The sequence below is a fragment of the Azospirillum canadense genome, assembly GCF_025961225.1.
GTDB classification, from domain to species: domain Bacteria; phylum Pseudomonadota; class Alphaproteobacteria; order Azospirillales; family Azospirillaceae; genus Azospirillum; species Azospirillum canadense.
Window position 1 is genome coordinate 122,893 of record NZ_JAOQNG010000002.1, and the last position, 16,862, is coordinate 139,754.

The 16,862-nt window shown below is 67.9% G+C and carries 19 protein-coding genes; 15 read left to right on the plus strand and 4 right to left on the minus strand.

Going from position 1 to position 16,862, the window contains the following annotated elements:
- Window positions 1–117: 117 nt before the first annotated feature.
- The 3 genes from M2351_RS15225 to M2351_RS15235 all read left to right on the plus strand — a co-directional run bounded on the left by M2351_RS15225 (window position 118) and on the right by M2351_RS15235 (window position 1,259).
- On the plus strand, window positions 118–537 hold the full coding sequence (locus M2351_RS15225) for a PRC-barrel domain-containing protein (protein ID WP_264656962.1): 420 nt from the start codon (window positions 118–120) through the stop codon (window positions 535–537).
- Window positions 538–769: 232 nt separating this feature from the next.
- Entirely contained in the window at window positions 770–1,030 is a 261-nt protein-coding gene (locus tag M2351_RS15230; protein ID WP_264656963.1) for a GlsB/YeaQ/YmgE family stress response membrane protein, read from the plus strand.
- Between the two features lie 4 nt (window positions 1,031–1,034).
- Window positions 1,035–1,259: a hypothetical protein gene (locus M2351_RS15235; RefSeq protein WP_264656964.1), complete on the plus strand. Its 225-nt coding sequence runs from the start codon at window positions 1,035–1,037 to the stop codon at window positions 1,257–1,259.
- A 51-nt stretch (window positions 1,260–1,310) separates the two neighbouring features.
- On the opposite strand, the gene M2351_RS15240 is transcribed toward M2351_RS15235, so the two are convergent.
- Window positions 1,311–1,715: a four-helix bundle copper-binding protein gene (locus M2351_RS15240; RefSeq protein WP_264656965.1), complete on the minus strand. Its 405-nt coding sequence runs from the start codon at window positions 1,713–1,715 to the stop codon at window positions 1,311–1,313.
- A gap of 150 nt (window positions 1,716–1,865) precedes the next feature.
- On the opposite strand from M2351_RS15240, the gene trxC reads away from it, so the two are divergent.
- Window positions 1,866–2,309, plus strand: a complete 444-nt coding sequence (trxC, locus tag M2351_RS15245; RefSeq protein ID WP_264656966.1) for a thioredoxin TrxC — start codon at window positions 1,866–1,868, stop codon at window positions 2,307–2,309.
- An 8-nt stretch (window positions 2,310–2,317) separates the two neighbouring features.
- On the opposite strand, the gene M2351_RS15250 is transcribed toward trxC, so the two are convergent.
- Complete coding sequence (locus M2351_RS15250; protein ID WP_264656967.1) at window positions 2,318–2,986, minus strand: class I SAM-dependent methyltransferase; 669 nt, start codon at window positions 2,984–2,986, stop codon at window positions 2,318–2,320.
- 255 nt (window positions 2,987–3,241) lie between these two features.
- On the opposite strand from M2351_RS15250, the gene glpD reads away from it, so the two are divergent.
- The 11 genes from glpD to gltA all read left to right on the plus strand — a co-directional run bounded on the left by glpD (window position 3,242) and on the right by gltA (window position 15,229).
- Window positions 3,242–4,795, plus strand: coding sequence for a glycerol-3-phosphate dehydrogenase (gene glpD, locus M2351_RS15255; protein WP_264656968.1), 1,554 nt, complete (start codon window positions 3,242–3,244; stop codon window positions 4,793–4,795).
- A 59-nt stretch (window positions 4,796–4,854) separates the two neighbouring features.
- A complete protein-coding gene (locus M2351_RS15260) occupies window positions 4,855–5,970 on the plus strand; it encodes an ABC transporter ATP-binding protein (RefSeq protein ID WP_264656969.1) in 1,116 nt (371 codons plus the stop codon).
- A gap of 22 nt (window positions 5,971–5,992) precedes the next feature.
- Window positions 5,993–7,078 carry an ABC transporter ATP-binding protein gene (locus M2351_RS15265; protein WP_264656970.1) on the plus strand — a complete coding sequence of 362 codons (1,086 nt, stop codon included), beginning with the start codon at window positions 5,993–5,995 and terminating at the stop codon, window positions 7,076–7,078.
- A complete protein-coding gene (locus tag M2351_RS15270; RefSeq protein ID WP_264656971.1) occupies window positions 7,078–7,962 on the plus strand; it encodes a carbohydrate ABC transporter permease in 885 nt (294 codons plus the stop codon). The genes M2351_RS15265 and M2351_RS15270 overlap by 1 nt, the downstream gene beginning before the upstream one ends.
- A 17-nt stretch (window positions 7,963–7,979) precedes the next feature.
- The gene (locus M2351_RS15275; protein WP_264656972.1) at window positions 7,980–8,777 is read left to right on the plus strand and encodes a carbohydrate ABC transporter permease; all 798 of its coding nucleotides are present in this window, start codon (window positions 7,980–7,982) and stop codon (window positions 8,775–8,777) included.
- 16 nt (window positions 8,778–8,793) lie between these two features.
- Window positions 8,794–9,075: a DUF2160 domain-containing protein gene (locus M2351_RS15280; protein ID WP_264656973.1), complete on the plus strand. Its 282-nt coding sequence runs from the start codon at window positions 8,794–8,796 to the stop codon at window positions 9,073–9,075.
- A gap of 59 nt (window positions 9,076–9,134) precedes the next feature.
- Window positions 9,135–10,886, plus strand: a complete 1,752-nt coding sequence (locus M2351_RS15285) for an ABC transporter substrate-binding protein (protein WP_264656974.1) — start codon at window positions 9,135–9,137, stop codon at window positions 10,884–10,886.
- Window positions 10,887–11,026: 140 nt separating this feature from the next.
- On the plus strand, window positions 11,027–12,520 hold the full coding sequence (glpK, locus tag M2351_RS15290; RefSeq protein ID WP_264656975.1) for a glycerol kinase GlpK: 1,494 nt from the start codon (window positions 11,027–11,029) through the stop codon (window positions 12,518–12,520).
- A gap of 16 nt (window positions 12,521–12,536) precedes the next feature.
- Window positions 12,537–13,307, plus strand: coding sequence for an SDR family NAD(P)-dependent oxidoreductase (locus M2351_RS15295; RefSeq protein ID WP_209764750.1), 771 nt, complete (start codon window positions 12,537–12,539; stop codon window positions 13,305–13,307).
- Between the two features lie 14 nt (window positions 13,308–13,321).
- Window positions 13,322–13,786, plus strand: coding sequence for a flavodoxin family protein (locus M2351_RS15300; RefSeq protein WP_264656976.1), 465 nt, complete (start codon window positions 13,322–13,324; stop codon window positions 13,784–13,786).
- A 105-nt stretch (window positions 13,787–13,891) separates the two neighbouring features.
- Window positions 13,892–15,229 carry a citrate synthase gene (gltA, locus tag M2351_RS15305; protein ID WP_264656977.1) on the plus strand — a complete coding sequence of 446 codons (1,338 nt, stop codon included), beginning with the start codon at window positions 13,892–13,894 and terminating at the stop codon, window positions 15,227–15,229.
- A gap of 44 nt (window positions 15,230–15,273) precedes the next feature.
- Here the strand turns inward: gltA and M2351_RS15310 are convergent, their stop codons facing one another.
- Together M2351_RS15310 and M2351_RS15315 are read right to left on the minus strand one after the other, a co-directional pair.
- Window positions 15,274–16,140, minus strand: coding sequence for an aldose 1-epimerase family protein (locus M2351_RS15310; protein WP_264656978.1), 867 nt, complete (start codon window positions 16,138–16,140; stop codon window positions 15,274–15,276).
- A gap of 22 nt (window positions 16,141–16,162) precedes the next feature.
- The gene (locus tag M2351_RS15315) at window positions 16,163–16,789 is read right to left on the minus strand and encodes a MarC family protein (RefSeq protein WP_264656979.1); all 627 of its coding nucleotides are present in this window, start codon (window positions 16,787–16,789) and stop codon (window positions 16,163–16,165) included.
- Window positions 16,790–16,862: the final 73 nt, after the last annotated feature.

Sequence of the window (16,862 nt, forward strand, 5' to 3'; positions counted from 1 at the left end):
TGGTCGGACAGTCCTGCCTAAGGAACGCGGCGGCAAAAAGGTGGTAGGGATGGAAGCGTCCTGGTCCGTCGTGCGTTGGTCTCAGCAGTGAATAACAATTCAGAGGGAGACCCCGAAATGAAAACCCTAATGACCGCTTGCGGACTCGTTGCCATGCTCGCCGCCGCTCCGGCTTTCGCTCAGAGCGCCACGCCGACCAACAAGACCACGGCGCCGTCGGTCGCTTCGACGGAAGGTGCCGTCGATCCCGCCATTGCCCGTATGAGCGCCGACCAGCTGAAAAACAAGGAAGTCTACGGCACCGACGGCAAGGAGATCGCGAAGGTCGAGGGCGTGGTCCGCAAGGGCAACGACACCTACGCCGTGCTGGACGTCGACCATCTGGTCAACATCAGCGACAAGGACGCGGTGCTGCCCATGAACAAGCTGCACATGAAGGGCGACAAGCTGACGGTCGACATGACCAAGGACCAGATGCAGGGCCTGGAGAAGTGGCAGAAGGGCAAGTATGAGGACATCAAGGGCGCCCTGAAGTAAGCGCGCCGCCGCCCAAGCGACGCTTTGGACGAGCCGGCCGGGCGGGGCATGTAGCTTCGCCCGGCCGGTTCCGTTCCGGGCAGGGCGCGAAAGCGCCGGATTTCACCGCGACAACCGTGAGCTTGGGGCTGGTCGCCTGTTGATGGGGTGAGGGATTGCGGGCCGGATGGCCGGCCCTGGCGGGCGCCGCACCGGGCGTTCCGCGCTGCCTTCGGGATGGGGAGACACGAAGATGGGTATCATTGCCTGGATTGTGCTTGGCCTGATCGCCGGATTCATCGCCTCGAAGATCGTGAACAAGACCGGCGAAGGCGTCGTGATGGACATCGTCCTGGGGATCGTCGGCGCGGTCGTCGGCGGCTTCATCATGAACGCGCTGGGCGGGGCCGGCGTGACCGGCTTCAACCTGTGGAGCCTCGTGGTGGCCGTGATCGGCGCCGTCGTCGTCCTGTGGATCTACCACGCGGTTGCCGGCCGCCGGACGGTGGCCTGACGCGATGGCGCCTGAATCCACGACGCCTGAATCAAGCACGGGGGTCTACCCGGAAATCCGCTTCGCGGACGGGCGGGTCTTCCACCGGGGCGACCCCGTCACGCTGGCCGACGCGCAGATCCTGTTGAACGACGGCATCGCCGACGGCGTGGTGGAGGTCGGGTCGTTCCTGCGCGTCGAGCCCGACCTTCTGATCATCGAACCGCCCGAGGCCGACCCCGGCGCCTGACCTCGGCGCTTGACCCCGGCGCTTGATTGGGATCCGGCCGCGGGGTTCGGTTCAGTTGCCGAGGCTCGGGATGGCCGCCCGGCAGGACTGCTCGCACCGCCGGCAGGTGTCCGCGCAGACGCGGCAATGCTCGTGATGGCCGGCGTGCTTGGCGCATTCCTCGGCACACCGCGCGCAGGCGGTGGCACAGGCCTCGATCATCAGGCGCAGGACGGGCACGTTGCCGCCGGTCCGGCGGGTCGCCAGCGCCCCCGTCGCCGCGCAAACGTCGGCGCAGTCGAGATCGAGCCTGATGCACTGCCGCAGCTGCTCCACCATGCCCTCGGCCAGACAGGCGTCGGCGCAGGAGGTGCAGGTCTGCGCGCAGGCGTAGCAGTCCTCGATGCAGCGGATCAGGGCGTCGTTCACGTTTCCCTTCACATCCGGATGCGTGCTGATCATGTCGCGCGCGTGCATGTGCCGGATCCTTTGTGGTGGTGTTCGATTGCCTATCCCAACTGCGCTACGGCGGGCCGGTTCCGCTTTGCGCCCGCGCGCTGTTGATCATTCGACGACGGTTCTTAGATCGTCGGAAGGCTGGCAAAAGCCGTTGCATGGAGCGGTGCGATGTCCGAAACCCTTCACGTTGCCTGCCCGACCTGCGACACGTTGAACCGCATGCCCCGGGAGCGCCTGGGCCAGGCGGGCAAGTGTGGCAGCTGCGGCAATCCGCTATTCTCTGGTGCGCCGGTGCCGATGGACGCGCGCCGCTTCGCCGTCCACGCCGAACGGGGCGACCTGCCGGTGCTCGTCGACTTCTGGGCGGCGTGGTGCGGGCCATGCCGGATGATGGCCCCCGTGTTCGAAAAGGCGGCCGGCGAGCTGGAACCCCATGTGCGGCTTGCCAAGGTGGACACGGAGGCGTCGCCGGACCTCGCCGCGCGCTTCGGCGTGCAAAGCATCCCGACGCTGGTCCTCGTTCACCACGGCCGCGAAATCGCCCGGACCTCCGGCGCCATGCCGCTGCCGGCCCTGCTCGCCTGGACCCGGCAGGCGCTTGCCGCCGTGTGACGCCGCGCTCACCGGTGGTGCGGGATGGTGTCCTCCGGCTGGCCCGCGGATGCGGCGGGCACCGCCGTCCCCTCGTACATGAAGGTCATGATTTTCGGGCCCGGCAGGTAGCGTTTCGTCAGGTCCGTGATGTGGAATCCGGCCGCGCGGATCAGATCGTCCATCCTGCGGTCCAGGTGGCAGCCGCCCGAACAGCGTGACCACAGCGGCGTCACGCGGTGCTGCCATCGCTGAACGCCCGGGGCTGGTGCAAGGCCATGCTCCACGAACCGCAACTCCCCGCCCGGCTTCAGGACCCGGCACGCCTCCCGCAGGGCGGCGGACGGGTCGGGTATGCTGCACAGGGACCAGGTCACGACCACCGTGTCGAAGCTCTCGTCCGCGAACGGCAGCCGTTCCGCGGTTTGCTCCACGAAGGTCACCGGCAAGGTCACCGGTCGTGACGCCGCCGCTGCGTTGCGCCGCGCCATGGCAATGAGTTCCGTAGAAGGATCGATTCCGACGACTTCGCCGGCCGCCGCGGCGTAGAAGGGCAGATTGCGCCCGGACCCGATTCCGATCTCAAGGACGCGCCCGCGTGCGCCCCCAACGACCCGGGAACGAAACTCCGCGAGCGTTTCCTGCCCCATGACCCAATCAATCAGCCGGGGAAGGATGCGATGCCGATACAGGTCCATGCGTCCGTGCCTCCGGATCTCCGGGATCATCCCGGTTTCCCGACAAATCTACGGCTGGACGGGGCCGGGTTCACCGGGCCGGGCGCAAAAAACCCGCGCCCCACCCACTCAGCGCTCCGCACCGCGCCCGCGAATCGGCTTTCAGGTTAGGTTCGCTTTTTTCGTATTGCAGCGCTGCGACCGGTCGATTATCGTTGAAAGCGAAAACAAAGGCGCGTACCGGACAAACGGACGCAACAAGCGGGGGAGGAGCCGATGGCCGAGGTCTACGACCTTGCCATCATCGGTGGCGGCATCAACGGCTGCGGCATCGCGCGGGACGCGGCCGGGCGCGGATGTTCGGTCTACCTGTGTGAGCAGAACGATCTCGGCTCCGGCACGTCGTCGGCCTCGACGAAGCTGATCCACGGTGGCCTGCGCTACCTGGAATACTATGAATTCCGCTTGGTTCGGGAGGCGCTGCAGGAGCGCGAGGTGCTGTGGCGCATGGCGCCGCACATCATCTGGCCGCTGCGCTTCGTGCTGCCGCACTTGCCGGGCCTGCGCCCGTCCTGGTTCCTGCGGCTGGGCCTGTTCCTGTACGATCATCTCGGCGGCCGCGACCGTCTGCCCGGCACGCGCGGCCTCGATCTGCGGTGCGATCCGGCGGGCCAGCCGCTGAAGCCGGGTTTCGCTCGCGCTTTCGAATATTCCGATTGTTGGGTCGAAGACGCGCGTCTGGTGGCGCTGAACGCGCAGGACGCGGCGGCCCGCGGTGCCACCATCCGGACGCGGACGCGCTTCCTGACCGCCACGCGTGCCGACGGGCTGTGGACGGTGACGGTGGAGGACGTGCGCAGCGGGCGCCGCTCCACCATCCGGGCCCGCGCGCTGGTCAACGCCGCCGGTCCCTGGGTTGCGGCCGTGCTGAACCAAGGCGTGCACGCCGGGGTGGACGCGCGCATCCGCCTTGTCCAGGGCTCCCACATCGTGGTGCCGAAGCTGTTCGACCACGACCGCTGCTACATCTTCCAGAACGCCGACAAGCGCATCGTCTTCGCGATCCCCTACGAGCGCGACTTCACGCTGATCGGCACCACCGACCGCGACTATGAAGGTGACCCGGCCGCCGTCCACGCGTCGGAGGAGGAGATCGCCTACCTCTGCGCGGCGGCCGGCGAGTATTTCGCCAAGCCGGTGACGCCCGCCGACGTGGTCTGGACCTATTCGGGGGTCCGGCCGCTCTACGACGACGGCGCTTCCACGGCCCAGGCGGCGACCCGCGACTATGTGCTGGCGGTGGATGCCCCGCAGGACGGCCCCCAGGACAAGCAAGCGGCGCTGCTCAGCATTTTCGGTGGTAAGATCACCACGTACCGGCGGCTCGCCGACGCGGCCATCGCCAAGCTGACGCCCTTCCTGCCCAAGCTGGGCGCGGCAGGGTCCGGCTGGTCCAGCGCCACCACGCTTCCCGGCGGCGACTTCCCGGTGGAGGGCTTCGACGCACTGGTCGCGGGCTTGAGACGGGAGTTTCCATTCGTGGCGCCGGCGCACATGCAGCGCTTGGCCCGCGCCTACGGCACGCGCGTTCGGACCCTGCTGAACGGGGCGACGCGGGCGGAGGATCTGGGGCGCGACTTCGGCGCCACCCTGACGGAAGCCGAGGTCCGCTACCTGATGGCCGAGGAATGGGCGGAGACGGCGGACGACGTGCTGTGGCGCCGCTCCAAGCTCGGCCTGCGGCTCGGCCGCGAGCAGGCAGAGGCGTTGGACGCCTTCATGGCGGAGGAGCGCGCCCGCCGGATGCGGGCCTCGGACGCGGCGGAATAAGTTCGCGCATTATCGGGACGTCGAAGAAGAACAACGGAATCGTTGGGGAGAGGGCGCCGGTGAGTCTGGTACTGGACAATGTCAGCAAACACGCCGGTGGGCACGTTCACATCGAGAACGTGTCGCTCACCCTGGAGCGGGGGTCGTTGAACGTCCTGCTGGGGCCGACCCTGTCGGGCAAGACGTCGCTGATGCGGCTGATGGCCGGGCTCGACGCGCCGAGCGCCGGGCGGGTGCTGGTGGACGGGAAGGACGTGACCGGCGTCCACGTCCGCAATCGCTCCGTCGCCATGGTCTACCAGCAGTTCATCAACTACCCCTCGCTGTCCGTGTACGAGAACATCGCCTCGCCCATGCGGGTCGCCGGCCGGCCGAAGGCGGAGATCGACCGGCGGGTGCGCGAGGCGGCGAGGCTGCTGAAGCTCGACAAGTACCTGGACCGCAACCCGGCGCAGCTCTCGGGCGGCCAGCAGCAGCGCACGGCCATCGCCCGCGCGCTGGTGAAGGACGCGCAGCTGGTCCTGCTGGACGAGCCGCTGGCCAACCTGGACTACAAGCTGCGTGAGGAGCTGCGGGAGGAGTTGCCGAAAATCTTCGCGGAGTCCGGCGCCGTCCTCGTCTACGCGACGACCGAGCCGACGGAGGCGCTGCTTCTGCGCGGCAACACGGCGACGCTGTGGGAAGGGCGGCTGGCGCAATTCGGCCGCACGCCGGACGTCTACCGCCGCCCGGCCAACCTGACCAGCGCGCGCGTCTTCTCCGACCCGCCGCTGAACAGCATGCGCGTGCACAAGCGCGGGCTGCAGCTCGTCCTGGCGACGGGGGAGCATGGGCTGGCGCGCGGCGTTTTGGCCGAGCTGCCGGACGACGACTACACCATCGGCTTCCGCGCCGACCACCTGTACTTGACGCGCCCCGACGCCGAGGCCATCGCGCTGACCGGCACGGTGGCGGTCAGCGAGATCACCGGCTCCGAAAGCTTCGTGCACATCGACCTGCCGCACTCCAACGAGCTGTCCGGCGGCGGTTCCGACCGCTGGGTCGCGGTGACGCGCGGCGTGCTGGAGGTGGAGCCGGGCGAGCGCATCGAATGCTTCATCGATCCCCGGCGCCTGTTCGTGTTCGGCCACGACGGCCGGCTGGCGGCGGCCCCGCCGCTGGTTCTGGCGGCCTGAGCGGGAGGGGAGAGGGGAAACCATGGCACGCATCGACCTTCAGAACCTCGGCCACAGCTACACGCCCAACCCGAAAAGCGACGCGGATTACGCGTTGAAGCCCATGACCCATGTGTGGGAGCAGGGCGGTGCCTACGCGCTGCTGGGGCCGTCGGGCTGCGGCAAGACCACGCTTCTCAACATCATCTCCGGCCTGCTGACGCCCAGCGAGGGCAGGGTCCTGTTTGACGGAAAGGACGTCACGACCCTGCCGACCGAGGCGCGCAACATCGCCCAGGTCTTCCAGTTCCCGGTGGTCTACGACACCATGACGGTGTACGAGAACCTGGCCTTCCCGCTGCGCAACCGCGGCCTGCGCGGCCCAGCGGTGGACGCGCGGGTGCGGGAGATCGCGGAGCTTCTCGACCTCACGCCCGACCTGACGCGGCGCGGGCGGGGCCTGACGGCGGACGCGAAGCAGAAGATCTCGCTGGGGCGTGGGCTGGTCCGGCCGGATGTCGCCGCGATCCTGTTCGACGAGCCGCTGACCGTCATCGATCCGCACCTGAAGTGGGAGCTGCGGTCGAAGCTGAAGGCGCTGCACCGTGCGCTCGACCTCACCATGATCTACGTGACCCACGACCAGACGGAGGCGCTGACCTTCGCCGACAAGGTCGTGGTGATGCACGACGGCCGCGTGGTGCAGATCGGCCGCCCGGACGAGCTGTTTGCGCGCCCCGCCCACGTCTTCGTCGGCCACTTCATCGGCTCGCCCGGCATGAACGTGCTGCCGGCGGAGGTCGCGGGCCGCGCGGCGAAGGTCGGCGGCCACGTCATCCCGCTGGGGCGCGCCTACCCGCCGCTGACCGGCGGCGAGAAGATCGAGGTCGGCGTGCGGCCGGAATTCGCGACGCTCGCCCCCGCCGGGGCCGGGGTGCCGGTGCGCGTCACGCGGATCGACGACCTGGGCCGCGTGCGCATCGCCAAGGTGGAGCTGTCCGGGCTGCCCATGGCCGCGACGGTGCCGGAAAGCCTGGCGGTCAACGGGGACGAGGCGTCGCTGATCGTCGATCCCGCCATGGTCCACGTCTATGCAAACGGTGCTCTGGTCGAAGGGGAGGCCGCCTGATGGACAAGCCCATCAACCAAGGGGCGTGGCTGCTGGTGCTGCCGGTCCTGCTGATCGTCGCCTTCTCGGCCATCGTGCCGCTGATGACGGTGGTGAATTATTCGGTGCAGGACACCTTCGGCAACAACCAGTTCTTCTGGAACGGCATCGGCTGGTACCAGGAGCTGCTGGACCCGACCACCGACCTCGGCGGCCGCTTCTTCGACGCGCTGTGGCGCAACCTGCTGTTCTCCTTCCTGATCCTGGCGATCGAGGTGCCGCTGGGCATCGCCGTGGCGCTGTCGATGCCGCGGGACGGCTGGCGGGTGGCGGCGACGCTGGTCGTCATGGCGCTGCCGCTGCTGATCCCGTGGAACGTCGTCGGCACCATCTGGCAGATCTTCGCCCGCGAGGACATCGGCCTGTTGGGCTGGGTGGTGAACCGGCTGGGCATCCCCTACAACTACACGGCGGACCCGCTGTCGGCCTGGGTGACCATCGTCGTCATGGACGTCTGGCACTGGACCTCGCTGGTGGCGCTGCTGTGCTACGCCGGCCTGCGGTCGATCCCCGACGCCTTCTATCAGGCGGCGCGCATCGACGGCGCCTCGCAATGGGCGATCTTCCGCAACATCCAGCTGCCGAAGATGCACCGGGTGTTGCTGATCGCCGTGCTGCTGCGCTTCATGGACAGCTTCATGATCTACACGGAGCCGTTCGTGGTCACCGGCGGCGGCCCCGGCAACTCCACCACCTTCGTGTCGATCGACCTCGTCAAGCTGGCGCTGGGGCAGTTCGACCTGGGCAAGGCGGCGGCGCTGTCCATCGTCTACAACCTGATCATCCTCGCGGTCTGCTGGGTCTTCTACACGGTGATGACCCGCATGGACGCCCAACGGAACTGAGCGGAGGGAGCTGAGCCATGCTGCGCGCGCGGATCGTCCTTGGCCTCTACATCGTCTTCCTGCTGCTGCCGATCTACTGGCTCGTCAACATGAGCCTGAAGACCAACACGGAGATCGTCAGCAGCCTGACGCTGTGGCCGCACAACCTGACATTCCGGAACTACGCGACGATCTTCACCGACCCGTCCTGGTATTCCGGCTACCTGAATTCGCTGAAATACGTGGCGCTGAACACGGTGCTGTCGATCGCGCTGGCTCTGCCGGCGGCCTACGCCTTCTCGCGCTTCCGTTTCGTCGGCGACAAGCACCTGTTCTTCTGGCTGTTGTCCAACCGCATGGCGCCGCCGGCCGTCTTCGCGCTGCCCTTCTTCAACCTGTATTCCGCCATCGGCCTGTTCGACACGCCGCTGGCCGTGGCGCTGGCGCACTGCCTGTTCAACGTGCCCCTGGCGGTGTGGATCCTCGAAGGCTTCATGTCCGGGGTACCGCGGGAGATCGACGAGACCGCCTATCTCGACGGCTACAGCTTCCCGCGATTCTTCGTGAAGATCTTCACGCCGCTGGTGGCGAGCGGCATCGGCGTCACCGCCTTCTTCTGCTTCATGTTCAGCTGGGTGGAGCTGCTGCTGGCGCGCACCCTGACCTCGGTGGACGCCAAGCCGATCGCCGCGACCATGACCCGCACCGTGTCCGCGGCGGGCATGGACTGGGGCCTGCTGGCCGCCGCGGGCGTGCTGACCATCCTGCCGGGCGCCTTGGTGATCTGGTTCGTACGCAACTACATCGCCAAGGGCTTCGCCCTGGGCCGCGTCTGAGGGGGAGGGCACCATCATGGAACATGTCGCCTGGATGGCCTGGACCTGGCAGACCGGGGTCTTCTTCGTCGTGATCGCGGCACTGCTGGCGCTGCTGACCACGCTGGCGGTGAACCGGCCGGAGATCGCGCGGGAGGGCGTGCTGGGCATCACGACGACGCGCGGCGACCGGCTGTTCATAACGCTGCTCGGCAGCGCCTTCATCCATCTGGCCTGGCTGGGTCTGGTCGGCCAGGACCTTCAGTACGCGACGGTCCTTGCGCTGCTCTACGCCGCGGCGGTGTTCCGCTGGGTGTGAGCGACGGGGGCACCGCCGGGAAGAGCGGGCTTCAACAAAGGGGTATGGGAGGAAACACGATGCGCAAATTGTGCCTGGCCACCGCATCCGCGGCGGCCCTGATCCTGGCTTCCGCGCCGGCCTTCGCCGACATCGATGCGGCCAAGCGCTGGATCGACAGCGAATTCCAGCCTTCGACCCTGTCGAAGGAGGACCAGCTGAAGGAGATGCAGTGGTTCATCGACGCCGCGAAGCCCTTCGCCGGCATGGAGATCAACGTCGTCTCCGAAACGATCACCACGCACGAGTATGAATCGAAGACCCTCGCCAAGGCTTTCAGCGAGATCACCGGCATCAAGCTGCGCCACGACATCATCCAGGAGGGTGACGTGGTGGAGAAGATCCAGACGCAGATGCAGTCGGGCAAGAACATCTACGACGCCTGGATCAACGACAGCGACCTGATCGGCACGCATTTCCGCTACAACCAGGTCGTGCCGCTGACCGACTGGATGGCGGGCGAGGGCAAGGACGTCACGCTGCCGACGCTGGACGTGGAGGATTTCATCGGCAAGTCCTTCACCACCGCCCCGGACGGCAAGCTGTACCAGCTGCCCGACCAGCAGTTCGCCAACGTCTACTGGTTCCGCTACGACTGGTTCCAGCGTCCGGACCTGAAGGCGAAGTTCAAGGCCAAGTACGGCTACGAGCTGGGCGTGCCGGTCAACTGGTCGGCCTATGAGGACATCGCCGAGTTCTTCACCAACGACGTGAAGGAGATCGACGGCGTCAAGGTCTACGGCCACATGGACTACGGCAAGAAGGACCCGTCGCTGGGCTGGCGCTTCACCGACGCGTGGCTGTCCATGGCCGGCAACGGCGACAAGGGCCTGCCCAACGGCAAGCCGGTGGACGAGTGGGGCATCCGCATGGAGGGCTGCCGCCCGGTCGGCTCCTCCATCGAGCGCGGCGGCGACACCAACGGCCCGGCCGCCGTCTACTCCATCGTCAAGTATGTGGACTGGCTGAAGAAATACGCGCCGCCGCAGGCCGCCGGCATGACCTTCTCCGAATCCGGCCCGGTGCCGGCCCAGGGCAACGTCGCGCAGCAGATCTTCTGGTACACCGCCTTCACCGCCGACATGGTCAAGCCCGGCCTGCCGGTGATGAACGCCGACGGCACGCCGAAATGGCGCATGGCCCCGTCGCCGCACGGCTCCTACTGGAAGGAGGGCATGAAGCTCGGCTACCAAGACGCCGGCTCCTGGACGCTGATGAAGTCCACCCCGGTGGACCGCCGCAAGGCGGCGTGGCTCTACGCCCAGTTCACCATGTCCAAGACCGTCAGCCTGAAGAAGAGCCACGTCGGCCTGACCTTCATCCGCGAAAGCGACATCTGGGACAAGAGCTTCACGGAACGCGCGCCGCAGCTCGGCGGCCTGATCGAGTTTTACCGCTCGCCGGCACGCGTGCAGTGGACCCCGACGGGCGTGAACGTGCCGGACTACCCGAAGCTGGCGCAGCTGTGGTGGCAGAACATCGGCGACGCGTCGTCCGGTGCCAAGACCCCGCAGGCGGCCATGGACGCGCTGGCGGCGGCCCAGGATTCGGTGCTTGAGCGCCTGGAGCGGTCGGGCGTGCAGGGCGACTGCGGGCCGAAGATGAATAAGAAGGAGTCGGCGGAGTTCTGGTACGCCAAGGCTGAGAAGGACGGCAACATCGCCCCGCAACGGAAGCTCGCCAACGAGAAGCCGAAGGGCGAGACCGTGGACTATGACGAGCTGATCAAGTCCTGGCCCGCCAACCCGCCGAAGAAGGCGGCGATGAAGTGATGGTATAACCCTCTCCCCCCTGGGGAGAAGGCAGGGTGAGGGGGTTGCGCTGTTGCCGAACGTACCATAGCGCGCAACCCCCTCACCCCAACCCTCTCCCCAGGGGGGAGAGGGAGAAAAAAGAGCGAATAGGGGGAGCCATGCCCGACGCCGGTCACGTCCTTGCCATCGACCAGGGCACCACGTCCACGCGCGCGATCGTCTTCGACCGGCGGGGCCTGCCCGTCGGCGTGGCCCGGCGGGAGTTTCCGCAGCACTATCCGGCCGACGGCTGGGTGGAGCATGACCCGGAGGACATCTGGCGCGACACCGTTGCCGTGCTGCGCGAGGTCGTCGCGGAGGCGAAGCTGGATGCCTCCGCCATCGCCGCCATCGGAATCACCAACCAGCGCGAGACGACCGTCGTCTGGGACCGCCGCACGGGCGAGCCGATCCACCGCGCCATCGTTTGGCAGGACCGGCGCACCGCCGACACCTGCCGCAAGCTGGTGGAGGAGGGCTGCGGGCCGCTGGTGCGGGCGAAGACCGGTCTGCTGATCGACGCCTATTTCTCCGCCACCAAGGTTGCCTGGATACTCGACCACGTCTCCGGCGCGCGGGATCGGGCGGAGCGCGGGGAGCTGTGCTTCGGCACCATCGATAGCTTCCTGCTGCACCGGCTGACCGGCGGGCGGGTGCACGCGACTGACGCGACCAACGCGTCGCGCACCATGGTCTTCGACATCCACCGCCAGGACTGGGACGACGAGCTTCTGGCCCTGTTCCGCATCCCCCGCGCCATGATGCCGGAGGTGCTGGACAGCAGCGCCGAGTTCGGGGCGACCGAGCCGGACATCCTGGGCCGTTCGATCCCCATCACCGGCATCGCCGGCGACCAGCAGGCGGCGACCTTCGGGCAAGCCTGCTTCGAGCCGGGGATGGTCAAGTCCACCTACGGCACGGGCTGCTTCGCGTTGCTGAACACCGGCGACAAGCCGGTGGAGTCGCGCTCCAACATGCTGACCACGGTGGCCTACCGGCTGGACGGGCGGCCGACCTATGCGCTGGAGGGATCCATCTTCGTCGCGGGGGCGGCGATCAAGTGGCTGCGCGACGGGCTGGGCATCATCACCCACGCCTCGCAGACCGACGATCTGGCGACGCGCGTGCCGGACAGCCACGGGGTCTATCTGGTGCCGGCCTTCGTCGGGTTGGGCGCCCCGCATTGGGATCCGCACGCCCGCGCGGCCATCTCCGGCCTGACGCTGGACGCCGGGCCGGCGCACATCGCCCGCGCGGCGCTGGAGGCGGTGGCCTTCCAGACGCGCGATCTGCGCGACGCCATGGTGTCCGACTGGCCGGCCCCGGCGAAGGCCCTGCGCGTGGATGGCGGCATGGCGGCCAACGACTGGCTTTGCCAGTTCCTGGCCGACATGCTGGACCTGCCGGTGGAGCGGCCGGCGGTGATCGAGACGACCGCGCTGGGGGCGGCGAGCCTCGCCGGTCTGAAGGCCGGTGTCTACAGTGATCAGGCAGCGCTGGCCGCGGCGTGGCGGTGCGACCGCCGATTCGAGCCGCGGATGGAGGGGGCGAAGCGCGCCCGGCTCTACGAGGGCTGGCTGGACGCCGTGCAGCGGGTGCGCCGTGGGCGCTGATCGGGGAGCAATCGGAATGAACCTGGGCGAGGATCTGCGCGGCAAGCGCGTGCTGGTGACCGGCAGCAGCCGGGGGATCGGGGCGGCGGTGGGCGCCGCGCTGGCCGGGCTGGGCGCCCGGGTGGCCCTGCACGGCTCCGGCGCCAGCGACGCGGCGGCGCGGCTGGCGGCGGACCTGCGGCGCAGCGGCGCCGATGTCCACGCCTTCACCGGCGACTTCCGTGACCCGCGCGCGGTGGAGTCCGTGGTGGATTCGGCGGTGGAGGCGTTGGGCGGGCTCGACATCCTGATCAACAACGCCGGCACCATGGTGGGCCGGATGCCGCTGGGTGCGCTGGACGACCGCTTCCTGGACGAGGTGATCGACCTGAACCTGCGCTCCGTCGTCGTCGCTTGCCGGCGTGCCTTGCCGGCGCTGAAGGCGGCGGGTGGTGGCGTGATCGTCAGCACCGTGTCGATTTCCGCAAAGACGGGAGGAAGCCCCGGATCGTCGCTCTACAGCGCGTCGAAAGCCTTCGTGTCGACCTTCACGCGCTCGCTGGCGGCGGAGTTGGCGCCGGACCGCATCCGCGTCAACGCCGTGTCACCGGGCACCATCGACACCGACTTCCACCAGCGCTACTCCTCCCCGGAGAAGCTGGCGGCGACGGCCGCGCGCATCCCGTTGGGCCGGCTCGGCACCGCGGAGGACTGCGTCGGTGCCTATCTGTTCCTGGCGTCCGACGCGCTCAGCGCCTACATCACCGGGCAGGTGATCGAGGTCAACGGCGGCCAGTTGATGGTGTGATGCTTGATAGTGTGATGCCCAGGCGTCTTCTCGTCGTCGCGCACGCGCCGTCGGCCAACACGCGGGCCTTGCGGGACGCCGTGCTGCGCGGCGCCCGCTCCCCGGACGTCGACGGCGTGGAGGTCGTGGCCAAGCCGCCGCTGGAGGCTGGGCCGGACGACGTGCTGGCCGCGCAAGGCATCATCCTCGGAACGCCGGAAAACCTTGGATACATGAGCGGCGCGCTGAAGGACTTCTTCGACCGCGTCTACTACCCCTGCCTGGAGCGCACGCAGGGGCTGCCCTACGCCCTGTTCGTCCGGGCGGGGCACGACGGCACGGGAACCTGCCGCGCCGTGGCCGGGATCGCCACCGGCCTGCGCTGGCGCGCGGTGCAGGAGCCGCTGGTCTGCCGCGGTCCCCAGATGGCGGAGTTCGAGGCACGTTGCGAGGAACTGGGCCTGCTGATGGCGGCCGGGCTGGAGGCGGGGATCTTCTGACCCCCTCTACCGGAGGTCCTATTGACGGCGCCCGTAAAACATCCAGTCTCCTAGGGCAACAGCGCCTCCGAACGAAGGCGCATCGAACGGTGGAAGGAGGAGTGGATGGACAGCAGCAAGGGGCCGTGCTGGCATGGCGAGGTGAAGTCCGTCGGGACCGTCACGGTGACCGACGACACCACGGGCAAGTCCGTGAAGCTGCCGTTGCTGGAAGGCACGGAAGGCCCGCGCGTCATCGACATCCGCAAGCTGTACGCCGAGACCGGCTATTTCACCTTCGATCCCGGCTTCACCTCGACGGGGAGCTGCGAGTCGGCCATCACCTACATCGACGGCGACCAGGGCATCCTTCTGCACCGCGGCTACGCCATCCAGGATCTGGCCGAACACTGCGACTACCTGGAGGTTTGCCACCTGCTGCTGAACGGCGAACTGCCGAACCCGCAGCAAAAGGAGGAGTTTTCCCGCACCATTACCTACCACACGATGGTGCATGAGCAGTTGGCGAAGTTCTACAGCGGCTTCCGCCGCGACGCCCACCCGATGGCGGTGATGTGCGGCGTGACCGGCGCCCTGTCGGCCTTCTATCACGACTCCACCGACATCTTCGACCCGAAGCAGCGGATGATCGCCGCGCACCGGCTGGTCGCCAAGATGCCGACCATGTCGGCCATGGCCTACAAGTATTCGGTCGGCCAGCCCTTCATGTACCCGCGCAACGACCTGTCCTACGCGGAAAACTTCCTCTACATGACCTTCGGCACGCCCTGCGAGCCTTACAAGGTCGACCCGATCCTGTCCCGCGCCATGGACAAGATCTTCATCCTGCACGCCGACCACGAGCAGAACGCCTCCACCTCCACCGTCCGTCTGGCCGGCTCGTCGCACGCCAACCCCTTCGCCTGCATCGCGTCCGGCATCGCGGCGCTGTGGGGCCCGGCGCACGGCGGCGCCAACGAGGCGGTGCTGAACATGCTCGACCAGATCGGCTCGGTCGACCGCATCCCCGAGTTCATCAAGCGCGCCAAGGACAAGAACGACCCGTTCCGCCTAATGGGCTTCGGCCACCGCGTCTACAAGAATTACGACCCGCGCGCCAAGATCATGCGCCAGACCTGCTACGAGGTCCTGGACGTGCTGGGCATCAAGGACGAACCGCACCTCGCCATCGCGATGGAATTGGAGAAGATCGCGCTGGAGGACGAGTATTTCGTCGAGCGGAAGCTGTACCCGAACGTCGACTTCTATTCGGGCATCATCCTGAAGGCGATGGGCTTCCCGACCAGCATGTTCACCGTGCTGTTCGCGCTGGCCCGCACCGTCGGCTGGATCTCCCAGTGGAAGGAGATGATGGAGGATCCGCAGCAGAAGATCGGCCGCCCGCGCCAGCTCTACACCGGCCGCCCCGGCCGCGCCTTCGTCCCGCTGAACAAGCGCGGGTGAGGTCTATTCCCCCTCGCCCCGGAGGGGCGAGGGGGAATGCACTGTCATCCCACCGTCAACCGATAGCTCAGTTCGCGCATGTCGCCGGGGGCGAGATGCATCAGGCCGGGCTTGTCCACGAACGGGCCGTCGAAGCCGACCGGGGAGGCGTGGCCGCGCCAGGGCTCGATGCACAGGAAGGGCGCGCCGGTCGGTTTCGACCAAATGCCCAATTCCGTGAAACCCTCCCACGACACGGTGACGGTCTGTGCGCCGGGCGCCTCGAACCGGACGGAGCGGCTGGCGGGCTGGTCCAGGATCACCGCATCGGCCGTGAACAGGTCCTCGTTCAGCGGCAGCCGGCGGCCCTGGATCGGGGTGGGCTCCGGTGTTGGCGACAGCAGGCCGCCGTCCACACGGCGGATCGGCGCCGGTTCGTCCTTTTCGAACACCAGCGCGTGCGCCTCCTTGGGCACGCCGTCCGCCAGCGGCCAGCGGAAGGCCGGATGCGCGCCGACGGAAGCCGGCAGGACCTCCGTCCCCGGATTGGTCAGCGTGTGCCGGACGGTCAGGCTGTTCCCGTCCAACTCGAAGCTCAATTCCAAGCGGAAGGCGAAGGGGTAGAGCGCGCGCGTCTGCTCGTCGTCGGACAGCGACAGCCGGCAGGAGGCCGGGCCGGTGTCCTCCCAAACGAAGCGGCGGTCGCGGGCGAAGCCGTGCTGCGTCATCCGGTAGGACGCACCGTCGTGCAGAAGCCGGTCGTCCTTCAGCCGGCCGACGATGGGGAACAGCACCGGCGCGTGGCGCGGCCATTCCGGCCCCGCCTGCCACAGCAGTTCCACTCCGTCGGCGGTGCGCAGGGAGCACAGTTCCGCGCCGTCGGCCTTGATCGTCGCGCTGAGGCGTCCGTTGTCGATTGTGTGGCGGTCCATGAAGGCCTGTCTCCCGAGGATGTCAATGCGGCGGGTAGATGGCGGTGATGCCCTCGATCATCGTCTGCGCGGCCAGCGCCGCAAGGACGATGCCGAGAACGCGGCTGACCGTGTGGATGACGGTTCGCCCCAACAGCTTGTTCACCGCGTCTGCGATGATCAACAGCGCGGTGACGCTGCCGATCGCCACCGCCGCGGCGGCGAGCACCATGCCCTGTCCGCCAAGGGTGCTCCCGTAGCGGTCCATCAGCAGCAGTGTGGAGGTGATGGCGCCCGGCCCGGCGATCAGCGGGATCGCCAGCGGGAAGACGGCGAGGTCGTGCGCCTCCTCCTCCGTCCGGGCGTCGTCGGCGGTGCGCTCCTTGCGCTCGGCGCGGCGCTGGAACAGCATCTCGAAGGCGATCCAGAACAGCAACGCGCCGCCGGCGATGCGGAAGGCCGGCATCCCGATGGACAGCGCGTTCAGCACGATCTCGCCCAGATAGGCGAAGAAGACGATGATCGCGAAGCTGATCAGCGTGCCGCGGAGCGCGATGGTCCGCTTGCGCGCCCCGTCGAAGCCGCGCGTCAGGCCGAGGTAGATCGGCACCAGCCCGATCGGGTCGACCACGACCAGGAACACGACCAGCGCGCTGACGAAATCCTCCACGGGATGAACTCCGGATGAAAGCGTCGACGTCCGCATTGACGTCCGACGCCCCTGTTAGCAAATGGAAGGGATG